The following is a 13769-nucleotide window of genomic DNA, read 5'->3' on the forward strand; positions in this document are numbered from 1 at the left end:
AAACTGGCGCCTAGTATATCGACGAAGCCCAACCGCCGTTGGGCTTCGCTCACATTTCTTACAGCAAATGCTACTCCAGGGCTTTCCAGATGTCGGTCGCGTATTCGCGGATGGTCCGGTCCGAAGAGAACCAGCCCATGCGCGCGGTGTTGAGCACCGCCGAACGCCACCATTGCTTGGAGTCGTGCCAACGCTCTTCGACCTTGGCCTGGGCGTTCCAGTACGAGTCGAAGTCGGCGCAGACCAGGAAGCGGTCGTAGTCCACCAACGAGTCCACGAGCCCGGCGTAGCGCATCGGATCATCCGGCGAGAACACCCCGCCACGAATCGCCTGCAGCACATCATTGAGCCGATGGGACGCGGCGATGTCCGGCGCGGCGCTGAACTCACCGTTTTGCTTGCGGGCCTCCACCTGCTCGGCGGTCAGGCCGAAGATGAACATGTGCTCACCGCCGACGCGCTCATGCATCTCCACGTTGGCGCCGTCCATGGTGCCGATGGTCAGCGCGCCGTTGAGGCCGAACTTCATGTTGCTGGTGCCCGACGCCTCGAAACCGGCCGTGGAGATCTGCTCCGACAGGTCCGCCGCCGGAATGATGCTTTCGGCCAGGCTGACGTTGTAGTTGGGCAGGAACACCACTTTGAGCAAGCCACGTACGGTCGGGTCGTTGTTCACCACCCGGGCGATGTCGTTGGTCAGCTTGATGATGAGCTTGGCCTGGTGATAACTGGCGGCGGCCTTGCCGGCGAAGATCTTCACCCGCGGCACCCAGTCCACTTCCGGCTCGGCGCGGATCGCCTGGTACAGCGCCACGGTGTGCATCAGGTTGAGCAACTGGCGCTTGTACTCGTGGATTCGCTTGACCTGCACGTCGAACATCGCCGCCGGGTTCACGGCAATCCCCAGCCGCTCGTGGATCAAGTAAGCAAGAGCCTTCTTGCTGTGCAGGCGCTGCTCGGCGAACTGCTTGCGAAACGCCGGCTTGTCGGCAAACGGTTCCAGTTCGATCAAGCGCTCCTCGGGGTTGTCGAGCACGCTTGGGCCGAGGGCATCGACCATCATCGAGGTCAATTCGGAGTTGGCCTGGAACAACCAGCGGCGGAAGGTGATGCCGTTGGTCTTGTTGTTGATCCGATCCGGATAGAGCTTGTGCAGCTCGGAAAACACCGTGCTGCGCATCAGTTGGGTATGCAACCCGGACACGCCGTTGACGCTATGGGAACCGAGGAACGCCAGGTTACCCATGCGCACCCGGCGGCCGTTGTCCTCTTCGATCAGCGAAACCGAGCGCAGCACATCGAAATCGTGCACGCCCTTGGCCCGTAGCGAATCGATGTGCTGGGCATTGATCAGATAAATGATCTGCATGTGCCGGGGCAACATGCGCTCCATCAGCCCCACCGGCCAGGTTTCCAGGGCTTCGGGCAGCAGCGTGTGGTTGGTGTAGGACAGCGTGTCCTGGGTGATCTGCCAGGCCGCGTCCCAAGCCACGTCGTAAACGTCCACCAGTTGCCGCATCAGCTCGGCCACGGCAATGGACGGGTGAGTGTCGTTGAGCTGGATCGCCGCATGGTCGCCCAGGGTCAGCACCGAGGTGTGCATGTTGCGATGACGGCGCAGCAGGTCTTGGAGCGAGGCGGCCACGAAGAAGTATTCCTGGCGCAGGCGCAGTTCCTGGCCAGCCTCGGTGCTGTCGGCCGGGTACAGCACGCGGGAAATACTTTCGGCCCGGGCCACTTCCGCTACCGCACCCAAGTGGTCGCCGGCATTGAAGCGTTCCAGGTGAAGGTCTTCCACGGCTCGGGCGCGCCACAGGCGCAGGGTATTGACGCTGGCACCGCGCCAGCCTACCACCGGCGTGTCATAGGCAATCGCCCGCACGGTTTCGGCCGGGGACCAGACTTGCCGGGTTTTACCCGCCTCATCGGTGACGGTCTCGACGCTGCCGCCAAAGCCGATCGGGTAGACCACTTCCGGCCGCTCGAACTCCCACGGATTGCCGAAGTCCAGCCAGTGCTCGGTCTGCTCCTGCTGCCAGCCATCGACAATCGCCTGGCGGAACAGGCCGTGTTCATAACGGATGCCATAGCCATGGCCGGCGATGCCCAGGGTCGACATGCTTTCCATGAAACACGCGGCCAAGCGGCCAAGACCGCCGTTGCCCAATGCTGCATCCGGCTCGAGCAGACGAATGCGCTCCAGATCCACGCCCAGTTCGGTCAGCGCCTCGCGCGCCGTGTCCAGCAGGCCGAGGTTGCTCAGGCTGTCGTAGAGCAAGCGACCGATGAGGAATTCCAGGGAGAGGTAATAGACGCGCTTCTGGCCCTTGCGGTAGATCTGTCGCGTGTGGTCCATCCAGTGATCGACCATGTGGTCGCGGGCGGCGAGGGCGATAGCTTCGAACCAGTCGTGATCAAACGCATGATCCGGGTCCTTGCCAACGGCATAAGTGAGTTTGGTCAACACGGCGTCGCGAAATGCGGCAACTTCAGCTTCGCGAACAAGTGGTTCTTGAGTCATTGATAAGACCTCGAACGAGCATGGAATTGTCTGAGCCTAGACGGTCTGACAGACGGTACAGGCTCTTGGTTCGGTGGATTTCCCCGAGTGTCGGAGAATCGTCGCCATGGAATTGCCGGATGGTCGAATGAATGCAGGGGCCGTGCCGATCCGGGCGGGTTTGGCCGGGATGAAAAAAAACTGGCGGATGGTCGTTCAAAATTTCACCAGTCCCGGTATGATCGCGCGCCCTGATGCATGCTGGTAAACCGTGATGATGAAGCCCAACCTGATCGCCGCCGCGGAGATCGACCGACTCGATACCTGGGCCAAGTACTCCGCCCCGATGTGCGGTTCCTGTGTGTCGAGCTGCTGCACGCTGCCGGTGGAGGTCAAGATCAAGGACCTGATCCGCATCGGCATCGTCGATGAGTTCGAACTGGGCGACCCGCCGAAGAACATCGCCAAGCGCCTGCAAAAGGAAGGGATCGTCGAGCGCTACAACCAGAAGTCGGAAATCTTCACGCTCCAGCGCATGAGCAACAACGATTGCCTTTATCTGGACCGCAAGAGCCGGTTGTGCACCATTTACGAGAAACGCCCGGACACCTGCCGCAACCATCCGCGGGTTGGACCACGGCCGGGGTATTGCGCCTACAAGCCCAAGGAAGTGGAGCGCGAGCGTAATCCACGGACGTTGGACAAATTCTGATCGACTGATGGTTCAGCTGTGTCTGAACCACCGTTATCGCGAGCAAGCTCGCTCCCACACGAGGTCTGTATCCACTGAAGATCCACTGTGGGAGCGAGCCTGCTCGCGATAGGGCCCTGACAAGCGACACACAAACCCCAGGCATAAAAAAACGCCCCCGATCTCACGACCGGGGGCGTTTTTTTAGCTGCTAACTAAGTCGAAACTCAGTTGCCGCTTTTCTTGGCAGCGCGGGTACGCTCGCTTTCGCCAAGGATTTTCTTACGCAGGCGAATCGACTTAGGCGTCACTTCACACAGTTCGTCTTCCTGCACGAACTCCAGCGCTTGCTCCAGGGTGAACTTGACCGGCGGAACCAGGGCGATGGTTTCGTCCTTGCCCGAAGCACGCATGTTGTCGAGCTTCTTGCCTTTGGTTGGGTTCACGCCCAGGTCGTTGTCGCGGCTGTTCAAGCCAACGATTTGACCTTCGTAGATATCCTGGCCGTGCTCGACGAACAGCTTGCCGCGCGCTTGCAGGGTTTCCAGCGAGTAGGTCAGTGCCTTGCCGGTCGCAACCGATACCAGGACACCGTTCTGACGGCCGGACATGTCGCCGGACTTCATCACGTCGTAACGATCGAAGATCGAAGTCAGGATGCCGCCACCGGAGGTCAGGGTCAGGAACTCGTTACGGAAACCGATCAGGCCACGAGCCGGGATGTTGTACTCAAGGCGTACACGGCCCTTGCCATCCGGAACCATGTTGGTCAGGTCGCCCTTACGCAGGCCCATTTGCTCCATGATCGCGCCCTGGGATTCTTCCGGCAGGTCGATGGTCACGTTTTCGTACGGTTCGTGCTTGACGCCATCAACCATGCGGATGATCACTTCAGGACGGCCCACACCCATTTCGAAGCCTTCGCGACGCATGGTTTCGATCAGCACCGAGAGGTGCAGCTCACCACGGCCGGAGACCTTGAACTTGTCGGCCGAGTCGCCTTCTTCAACGCGCAGGGCAACGTTGTAGAGCAGCTCTTTGTCCAGGCGCTCCTTGATGTTACGGCTGGTCACGAACTTGCCTTCTTTACCGCAGAATGGCGAGTCGTTGACCTGGAAGGTCATGGAAACGGTTGGCTCGTCGACGGTCAACGGCTTCATCGCTTCGACGTTCAGTGGGTCGCACAGGGTGTCGGAGATGAACAGTTGCTCGAAGCCGCTGATGCAGACGATGTCGCCGGCAGCTGCTTCTTCAACGTCGATGCGGTGCAGGCCGTGGTGACCCATCAGCTTGAGGATACGACCGTTGCGCTTCTTGCCGTCGGCGTCGATGGCAACCACCGGGGTGTTCGGCTTGATGCGACCACGGGCGATACGGCCAACACCGATAACACCCAGGAAGCTGTTGTAGTCCAGTGCCGAGATCTGCATCTGGAACGGGCCGTCACGGTCGACTTTCGGCGCTGGTACGTCGTCGACGATCGACTGGTACAGCGGGGTCATGTCTTCAGCCATGGCGGTGTGGTCCAGACCGGCAATGCCGTTCAGGGCCGAGGCGTAGACGACTTTGAAGTCCAGCTGTTCTTCGGTGGCACCCAGGTTGTCGAACAGGTCGAAGATCTGGTCCAGAACCCAGTCCGGACGCGCGCCTGGACGGTCAACCTTGTTGATGACCACGATCGGACGCAGGCCGGCTTCGAAAGCCTTCTTGGTCACGAAGCGAGTTTGCGGCATAGGGCCGTCCTGGGCATCAACCAGCAGCAGCACGGAGTCAACCATCGACATCACGCGCTCTACTTCACCACCGAAGTCGGCGTGGCCCGGGGTGTCCACGATGTTGATGTGGTAGCCATTCCAGTTGATGGCGGTGTTTTTCGCCAGGATGGTAATACCGCGCTCTTTTTCCTGGTCGTTGGAGTCCATCACGCGCTCGTCGTTGAGCTCGTTGCGCTCCAGAGTGCCGGATTGACGCAAGAGTTTGTCTACCAGGGTGGTCTTACCATGGTCAACGTGAGCAATGATGGCGATGTTGCGTAGATTTTCGATCACTTGTGTATCTCGATCAGAGGATTCGGTGTGCTGACAGGTCGTGGCAGCGATTTACGTTGAGTCCGACAAGGCCGTTACAGCCTGTCGGCGGCGTCGGGGGGCCGGTGACGCAGGCCACAGGCAAACAGCCCCGGGCACTTAGCTCGGTCGATAAACGCGCACATTGGCATGCCCCTCACTGAGCAAATGGTGGGCATGCAGGCGACTCATCACGCCTTTGTCGCAATACAGCAGGTACTGGCGAGTAGGGTCCAGTTCCTTGAAACGCGCGTTCACGGCATAGAACGGCATCGTTTTTACCTCGATGCCGGCGATACTCAGCGGGTCGTCTTCAGCGTCGTCCGGGTGACGGATGTCGATGATGATCTGACCGGCCAGCGCTTCGCCGACTTCTTCAATCTGAATGTCCTGGCCCAACTCATCGATGACTCGATCGATTGGCACCAGCCTGGCGTTTTCGAGCGCACGCTCGAGCACCGCCATGTCGAATTCTTTCTCTTCGTGTTCCACCCGCCCGCGCTTGGCCGCCGTCTTCGGATTGACCGAGATGACGCCGCAGTATTCCGGCATGTGCCGGGCAAACTCGGCGGTGCCGATTTCATTGGCCTGGTCGATGATGTCCTGCTTGTGGCTGGCAATCAGCGGCCGCAAGACCAGTTTCTCGGTCACGCAGTCGATCACCGACAGGTTCGGCAGCGTCTGGCTCGACACCTGGGAGATCGCCTCGCCGGTCACCAGCGCATCGATTTGCAGGCGGTCGGCAATTCGTGAAGCGGCGCGCAACATCATACGCTTCAAAATGACGCCCATATGACTGTTATCGACTTTGCCGAGAATCTCGCCCAGGACTTCTTCGAACGGCACACTCACAAATAACACGCGTTGGGAGCTGCCGTACTTCTTCCAGATGAAGTGCGCCACTTCCATCACGCCCAGTTCATGGGCACGCCCGCCGAGGTTGAAGAAGCAGAAATGGCTCATCAAGCCGCGACGCATGATCTGGTAAGCGGCCACCGTGGAGTCGAAACCGCCGGACATCAGCACCAGGGTCTGCTCCAGCGAACCCAGCGGATAACCGCCGATGCTGTTGTGCTGGCTGTGGATCACGAACAGCCGCTGGTCGCGAATTTCGATGCGCACTTCGATCTGCGGGTCTTTCAGCGAAATACCGGCCGCGCCGCACTGTCGACGCAACTGGCTGCCGACATACTTCTCCACATCCATCGAACTGAACGGGTGCTTGCCGGCACGCTTGCAGCGCACCGAAAAAATCTTGCCGGCCAGGGCATCACCATAATGGAGCATGCACTTGGCGAGGATGTCATCGAAATCCCCCAGCGGGTATTCATCGACTTGCAGGAAATGCGCGATGCCCGGCATGCAGCTCAGGCGCTCGGTCATTTCCTTCAGGACCTTGGGTTCGCTGACACGGGTTTCCAGCTCGAGGTTGTCCCACACGCCATTCACCACCACGGCCGGGTCCAGGTCTCGGAGCACGGCACGGATGTTCTTGGCCAACTGGCGGATGAAACGCATCCGTACCGGGCGGCTCTTGATGGTGATCTCGGGGAAGACTTTTACGATTAGTTTCATGAAAACAGCGCGCGAACGGCCAGCCGAAAAAGGGGGGCGCGGATTATAGCGGAAATTGCTCAAGGTTTAACCAGTTTATGTGCAGATGGTTTTACATGCACCAAAACAGGTCATTATCGATTGACGACGCCACATTGCAGTGCGTTATTGTCTGACAATCTTTGATTTACGCCTTTAAAAGCGTGGATTTGGTGCAAAAAACCCATGCTGGGGCACTGGCATGCAATTTGCTCCCTTGTGAGGCAGGTTGCCATGGCAGAGTATTCGCGCCGGCATCACCCATATCTAAGGGCACTCCACTACCCGCCCGAAGCCACCCGGAGGACATATGTCGAAGTCGGTTCAACTCATCAAAGATCATGACGTCAAGTGGATTGATCTGCGCTTCACTGACACCAAAGGTACTCAACATCACGTGACCATGCCGGCCCGTGATGCGCTGGACGACGAATTCTTTGAAATCGGGAAAATGTTCGACGGTTCCTCCATCTCCGGCTGGAAAGGCATCGAAGCCTCCGACATGATCCTGATGCCGGACGACGAAACTGCCGTCCTGGACCCGTTCACCGAAGAGCCGACCCTGATCCTGGTCTGCGACATCATCGAACCTTCGACCATGCAAGGCTATGACCGCGACCCACGCGCCATCGCCCACCGCGCCGAGGAATACCTGAAGTCCACCGGTATCGGTGATACCGCTTTCTTCGGTCCTGAGCCTGAGTTCTTCATCTTCGACTCGGTCAAATTCAAGTCCGATATCTCCGGCTCCATGTTCAAGATCTTCTCCGAACAAGGTTCGTGGATGTCCGACCAGGACGTGGAAGGCGGCAACAAAGGCCACCGTCCAGGCATCAAGGGCGGCTACTTCCCGGTTCCACCGTTCGACCACGACCACGAGATCCGTACCTCCATGTGCAACGCACTGGAAGAGATGGGCCAGACCGTCGAAGTTCACCACCACGAAGTGGCAACTGCCGGCCAGAACGAAATCGGCGTGAAGTTCAACACGCTGGTCAAGAAGGCTGACGAAGTCCAGACCCTGAAGTACTGCGTACACAACGTTGCCGACGCCTACGGTCGCACCGCGACCTTCATGCCGAAGCCACTGTACGGCGACAACGGTTCGGGCATGCACGTTCACATGTCGATCTCCAAAGACGGCAAGAACACCTTCGCAGGCGAAGGCTATGCCGGCCTGTCGGACACCGCCCTGTACTTCATCGGCGGTATCATCAAGCACGGTAAGGCCCTGAACGGCTTCACCAACCCGTCGACCAACTCCTACAAGCGTCTGGTACCAGGCTTCGAAGCCCCGGTCATGCTGGCCTACTCGGCTCGCAACCGTTCCGCCTCGATCCGTATTCCTTACGTGAACAGCCCTAAAGCCCGCCGTATCGAAGCACGCTTCCCGGATCCGGCTGCCAACCCGTACCTGGCCTTCGCTGCACTGATGATGGCCGGTCTGGACGGTATCCAGAACAAGATCCACCCTGGCGATGCCGCTGACAAAAACCTGTATGACCTGCCGCCTGAAGAGGCCAAGGAAATCCCACAGGTGTGTGGCAGCCTGAAAGAAGCCCTGGAAGAGCTGGACAAGGGCCGTGCCTTCCTGACCAAGGGCGGCGTATTCAGCGATGACTTCATCGACGCTTACATCGCACTGAAAAGCGAAGAAGAAATCAAGGTTCGCACCTTTGTACACCCACTGGAATACGAGCTGTACTACAGCTGCTGATCCAGTAAACGCCGCCACGCACGGCGTGAATAAAGAGAGGCCTCCTTCGGGAGGCCTTTTTTATGGGCGCAGGTTACGTGCATGATGCCTCGTCGCTCCCCCATAGAAGACGAGATTGCCCATGACTTTGCGCTTCAAGCTCTGCCTTGCCCTGTCTGCCGCACTGCTGGCCTCCACCGCCGAAGCCGCCTCGGCTCCCGCCCCTGAGGCCCTTGCCCCGTTGCTTAACGCCATTGGCGAACGCCTGGCCCTTGGCGATCAAGTGGCGTTGAGCAAATGGGACAGCCATAAACCGGTAGAAGACCGTCAGCGCGAGCGTGAAGTCATTGCTGCCGCCGTTGCCCAGGCACCGGCCTACAAGCTGAGTGGCGAAACCGTGGAAGCGTTTTTCGCCGCCCAGATAGAAGCCAACAAAATGGTGCAGTACATCAACCTGTCCGACTGGGCCCTGGAAGGCAAGGCCCCGGACCTCCCACGCCCGGACCTGGTGGGACAGATCCGCCCGCAACTCGATCGACTGCAAAAACGCCTGCTGCAACAACTGGCCGATTTCGCCCCCTACCGCACCGACCCGCAGTGCCCGCAATGGCTGGCCCGAGCCACCCACCACAACAAGCAGCACCCGGTGCACCGCCTCGCCCTGATCCGAGCGACCGGAGAGCTGTGTATCTCCACAAAATCCTGAGGCACCCCACCTCCCCTTGTGGGAGCGAGCCTGCTCGCGATGAGGCCTTTACATTCAACATCTCAGCGTCTGACACACCGCTTTCGCGAACAGGCTCGCTCCCACAGTGGTTCTGCATCGGGCACAAGATTTGTGTTCACAGCAGACCCCCTGTGGGAGCGGGCTTGCTCGCGAAGGGGCCGGCTCAGCCAACATCTCAGTGACTGACATACCGCTATCGCGAGCAAGCTCGCTCCCACAGGGGTTATGTGCAACAACTTGGGTCAATCACCCTCCCTGACCTATGCTGCAACCCATCACTTTTAGTTTTCGGTCGATTTTCCATGGGTCGTGGTTTTCCAATCATCCTGTTGTTGTTGGCACTGCCCGCCGCCGCGCAGATCTACAAGTACACCGACGCCGACGGCAACACCGCCTACAGCAACCAGCCGCCCCAAGGCGTACCAGCCCAGACGGTGGAGTTGCCGCCGCTCAACAGTATCGAACGCCAATCCCCAGCCAGCCCGAACACACCGCCAGCCCCCGCCAACAGCGACGAGCCGCGCAATGCCTACGAAACATTGGTACTGACGGACATCCCCACCGACGAGGCCCTGCGCGCCAACAATGGCACCTTCACCGTTGGCGTCCGAGCGCAACCGCGCCTGCAGAGCCCGCATCTGTTCCAGCTATTGCTGGACGGCCAACCCTACGGCCAGCCGTCCAACGTGCCACGCCTGCAATTGGTGAACATCGATCGGGGCGAGCACAGCCTGGCGGTTCAAGTCATCGACGGGGACACCCTCGTGCAACAAAGCAAGACCGTCACGTTCACCGTGCAGCGGGTGCACCAGCCATGATCCGCTGGCTGCTCGCGCTTAGCCTGGCGCTGGCGGCGCTGCCTGGGGTGGCGCAGGTCTACACCTACATCGATGCCCAGGGTAATCGCGTCTTCACCGATCAGCCGCGCCCCGGCAATGCGAAGAAAGTCCAACTGCCACCCGGCAACCGGATGCCGACGCCGCCCCCGGGCACAACCTCGGCGCCCATGCCCGAAGCCCGGCCCGAGCCCCTGTTTCATTACGAAATGCTCCGGCTGTTGATACCTGAGCCGGACGCGACGATACGCAGCACCGCAGGCGAACTGATCGTCAGCGTCACCAGCGAACCCGGCCTGAAAAAAGGCCACCGCTATCGCCTGTTGCTCGACGGCCAGCCAACAGGCGCGCCGGGGCCGAGCCCGGTGTTTGCCTTGAGCAACATCGATCGAGGCACCCATCAACTGGCGGTAGAAATCCTCGATGAGCAGGACCGCATCGTCGAACGCACCGCCAACCAGCCCTTCCATATGCAACGCATGTCCCTGGCGCAAAAGCGCCGCATCAAACCCTGCGCCGCGACCGATTACGGTCAACGCCCCGAGTGCCCCCTCGCCGAAAAGCCTGAAGAAGAAAAAAGCAGCATCCTGCCGTTCTTCTGATGCCGTTCAGGCTGGCGCACTATATTGGTGCAAACCATTGCACGCTACTCAGTTTCCAAACCCATTTTGGTTCGAAAGTACCCGAAAAAGCTGGCAGAACGCCACGCAACTGGGCGAAAAACACCCTTTTGAGGCTCTAAACGCTTCTTTTCGGAGCCTTGGTTTGGTTTTTGCATTTTCCTTGTAACAGCGCATTAATCGCGCGCGCAATTTGGGACCGGTCCCGAGTTGCTACGCTCCAAAAGAGGTCCTGATGACCATTAGCGACGCACTACACCGCTTGCTGCTCGACAACCTCACCACCGCGACCATCCTGCTCGACGCCGAACTGCGCCTCGAGTACATGAACCCGGCGGCCGAGATGCTCCTGGCCGTCAGTGGCCAGCGCAGCCACGGACAGTTCATCAGCGAGTTGTTCACCGAGTCCGCCGAAGCACTCAACTCCTTGCGCCAGGCGGTGGAACAGGCCCATCCGTTCACCAAGCGCGAAGCGATGCTGACCGCGCTGACCGGCCAGACCCTGACCGTGGACTACGCGGTTACGCCAATCCTGAACAACGGCGCCACCCTGCTGTTGCTGGAAGTCCACCCGCGTGATCGCTTGCTGCGTATCACCAAGGAAGAAGCGCAATTGTCCAAGCAGGAAACCAGCAAGATGCTGGTGCGCGGCCTGGCCCACGAGATCAAGAACCCCCTCGGCGGGATTCGTGGCGCGGCGCAGTTGCTCGCCCGCGAACTGCCGGAAGAAAACCTCAAGGACTACACCAACGTCATCATTGAAGAAGCCGACCGCCTGCGGAACCTGGTGGACCGCATGCTCGGCTCGAACAAGCTGCCATCGCTGGCGATGTGCAACGTCCATGAGGTGCTGGAGCGCGTCAGCAGCCTGGTGGAAGCCGAAAGCCAAGGCTGCATCACGTTGGTGCGCGACTATGACCCGAGCATTCCCGATGTCTTGATCGACCGCGAGCAGATGATCCAGGCCGTGCTGAACATTGTGCGTAACGCGATGCAAGCCATCAGCAGCCAGAACGAGCTGCGCCTGGGGCGCATCAGCCTGCGTACCCGCGCCATGCGCCAGTTCACCATCGGCCATGTGCGCCATCGCCTGGTGACCAAGATCGAAATCATCGACAACGGCCCGGGCATCCCTGCCGAGCTGCAGGAAACCATCTTTTTTCCCATGGTCAGCGGCCGTCCGGACGGTACCGGGCTGGGCCTGGCCATTACCCAGAACATCATCAGTCAGCATCAGGGCTTGATCGAGTGTGAAAGCCACCCCGGCCACACCACCTTCTCGATCTTCCTGCCACTGGAACAAGGAGCCACATCGACATGAGCCGTAGTGAAACCGTGTGGATCGTCGATGACGACCGTTCTATCCGTTGGGTCCTGGAAAAAGCCTTGCAACAGGAAGGCATGACCACCCAGAGCTTCGACAGCGCCGATGGAGTAATGAGTCGCCTGGCGCGTCAGCAACCGGACGTCATCATCTCCGACATCCGCATGCCTGGCGCCAGCGGCCTGGACCTGCTGGCGCGGATTCGCGAACAGCATCCACGGCTGCCGGTGATCATCATGACCGCCCATTCCGACCTGGACAGCGCCGTGGCGTCCTACCAGGGCGGCGCTTTCGAATACCTGCCCAAGCCATTCGACGTCGATGAAGCCGTGTCGCTGGTCAAGCGCGCCAATCAACATGCCCAGGAACAACAGGGCATGGAAGAGGTGCCAGCCCTGGCCCGCACCCCGGAAATCATCGGTGAAGCGCCGGCGATGCAGGAAGTGTTTCGCGCCATCGGGCGCCTGAGCCACTCCAACATCACCGTGCTGATCAACGGCGAGTCGGGCACCGGCAAAGAATTGGTGGCCCACGCCCTGCACCGTCACAGTCCACGGGCGGCATCGCCGTTCATCGCGCTGAACATGGCTGCGATTCCCAAGGACCTGATGGAGTCCGAGCTGTTCGGCCACGAAAAAGGTGCGTTCACCGGCGCGGCCAACCTGCGGCGCGGGCGCTTCGAGCAAGCCGACGGCGGCACGTTATTCCTCGATGAAATCGGCGACATGCCGGCGGACACCCAGACGCGCTTGCTGCGCGTACTGGCCGATGGCGAGTTCTATCGGGTGGGCGGGCATACGCCGGTCAAGGTGGACGTGCGCATCATCGCCGCGACCCACCAGAACCTGGAAACCCTGGTTCACGCCGGCAAATTCCGTGAGGACTTGTTCCACCGCCTGAACGTGATCCGCATTCATATCCCGCGCCTGGCGGACCGTCGCGAAGACATCCCGACCCTGGCCAGGCACTTCCTCAGCCGCGCGGCCCAGGAACTGGCGGTCGAGCCCAAGCTGCTCAAGAGCGAAACCGAGGAATACCTCAAGAACCTGCCGTGGCCGGGCAACGTGCGTCAGCTGGAGAACACCTGCCGCTGGATCACGGTAATGGCTTCGGGTCGCGAAGTGCACATCAGCGACCTGCCGCCAGAGCTGTTGAGCCTGCCGCAGGATTCGGCTCCGGTGGCCAACTGGGAGCAAGCCCTGCGCCAGTGGGCCGACCAGGCCCTGTCCCGTGGCCAGTCGAGCCTGCTGGACAGCGCGGTGCCGAGTTTCGAGCGAATCATGATCGAAACCGCCCTCAAGCACACCGCCGGCCGCCGCCGCGACGCCGCGGTGCTGCTGGGTTGGGGCCGTAATACCTTGACCCGCAAGATCAAGGAATTGGGGATGAAGGTCGACGGTGGGGATGATGATGACGGGGATGAGGGCTGATCGGCCTTTAACCCTTCGCTGATCTTGAAGGCCAATCGCGAGCAAGCTCGCTCCCACAATGGTTCTGCATCAGGCACAAAATTTGTGTTCACCGCAGATCCCCTGTGGGAGCGAGCTTGCTCCGGGCGGCGATCCGACGATGCTTTTTAAAGGACTGTGTGCACCGCATCAATGCACTGCGAACCGCAATTGCGCATGCACAACGAGCCAAAACCAATCGATCCAGTTCGAAAAAAACCGCACAAACAAAAACAAAAGCCCCGGAATACGGGGCTTTCAGCATCGC

General features: G+C 60.0%; 11 protein-coding genes. 8 read left to right on the top strand and 3 right to left on the bottom strand.

Annotation, left to right across the window (positions count from 1 at the left end):
* Window positions 1-70: 70 nt before the first annotated feature.
* Entirely contained in the window at window positions 71-2521 is a 2451-nt protein-coding gene (locus F7R20_RS22515) for a glycogen/starch/alpha-glucan phosphorylase (protein WP_003196867.1), read from the bottom strand.
* 106 nt (window positions 2522-2627) lie between these two features.
* Here F7R20_RS22515 and F7R20_RS31715 point away from each other — a divergent pair, with 106 nt between their 5' ends.
* Both F7R20_RS31715 and F7R20_RS22520 read left to right on the top strand, forming a co-directional pair.
* The gene (locus tag F7R20_RS31715) at window positions 2628-2768 is read left to right on the top strand and encodes a hypothetical protein (RefSeq protein WP_155767778.1); all 141 of its coding nucleotides are present in this window, start codon (window positions 2628-2630) and stop codon (window positions 2766-2768) included.
* Window positions 2769-2774: 6 nt separating this feature from the next.
* Window positions 2775-3212, top strand: coding sequence for a YkgJ family cysteine cluster protein (locus tag F7R20_RS22520; protein ID WP_003196865.1), 438 nt, complete (start codon window positions 2775-2777; stop codon window positions 3210-3212).
* A 206-nt stretch (window positions 3213-3418) separates the two neighbouring features.
* Here F7R20_RS22520 and typA read toward each other — a convergent pair whose 3' ends face one another.
* Together typA and thiI are read right to left on the bottom strand one after the other, a co-directional pair.
* Window positions 3419-5239 carry a translational GTPase TypA gene (gene typA / locus F7R20_RS22525; protein ID WP_003186725.1) on the bottom strand — a complete coding sequence of 607 codons (1821 nt, stop codon included), beginning with the start codon at window positions 5237-5239 and terminating at the stop codon, window positions 3419-3421.
* 138 nt (window positions 5240-5377) lie between these two features.
* Window positions 5378-6832, bottom strand: a complete 1455-nt coding sequence (thiI, locus tag F7R20_RS22530) for a tRNA uracil 4-sulfurtransferase ThiI (RefSeq protein ID WP_003196863.1) — start codon at window positions 6830-6832, stop codon at window positions 5378-5380.
* A 328-nt stretch (window positions 6833-7160) separates the two neighbouring features.
* Here thiI and glnA point away from each other — a divergent pair, with 328 nt between their 5' ends.
* The 6 genes from glnA to ntrC all read left to right on the top strand — a co-directional run bounded on the left by glnA (window position 7161) and on the right by ntrC (window position 13483).
* The gene (glnA, locus tag F7R20_RS22540; protein WP_003196860.1) at window positions 7161-8567 is read left to right on the top strand and encodes a type I glutamate--ammonia ligase; all 1407 of its coding nucleotides are present in this window, start codon (window positions 7161-7163) and stop codon (window positions 8565-8567) included.
* 121 nt (window positions 8568-8688) lie between these two features.
* The gene (locus tag F7R20_RS22545) at window positions 8689-9252 is read left to right on the top strand and encodes a chorismate mutase (protein WP_003196858.1); all 564 of its coding nucleotides are present in this window, start codon (window positions 8689-8691) and stop codon (window positions 9250-9252) included.
* Window positions 9253-9575: 323 nt separating this feature from the next.
* Complete coding sequence (locus F7R20_RS22550) at window positions 9576-10091, top strand: DUF4124 domain-containing protein (RefSeq protein WP_003196857.1); 516 nt, start codon at window positions 9576-9578, stop codon at window positions 10089-10091.
* Complete coding sequence (locus F7R20_RS22555) at window positions 10088-10711, top strand: DUF4124 domain-containing protein (RefSeq protein ID WP_003196855.1); 624 nt, start codon at window positions 10088-10090, stop codon at window positions 10709-10711. The genes F7R20_RS22550 and F7R20_RS22555 overlap by 4 nt, the downstream gene beginning before the upstream one ends.
* Window positions 10712-10964: 253 nt before the next feature.
* A complete protein-coding gene (glnL, locus tag F7R20_RS22560; protein ID WP_003196853.1) occupies window positions 10965-12050 on the top strand; it encodes a nitrogen regulation protein NR(II) in 1086 nt (361 codons plus the stop codon).
* A complete protein-coding gene (gene ntrC, locus F7R20_RS22565; protein WP_003196851.1) occupies window positions 12047-13483 on the top strand; it encodes a nitrogen regulation protein NR(I) in 1437 nt (478 codons plus the stop codon). Before glnL ends, ntrC begins: the two co-directional genes overlap by 4 nt.
* The last annotated feature ends 286 nt before the right edge of the window (window positions 13484-13769 follow it).

The organism is Pseudomonas brassicacearum subsp. brassicacearum (assembly GCF_008801605.1).
Lineage (GTDB): Bacteria > Pseudomonadota > Gammaproteobacteria > Pseudomonadales > Pseudomonadaceae > Aquipseudomonas > Aquipseudomonas brassicacearum.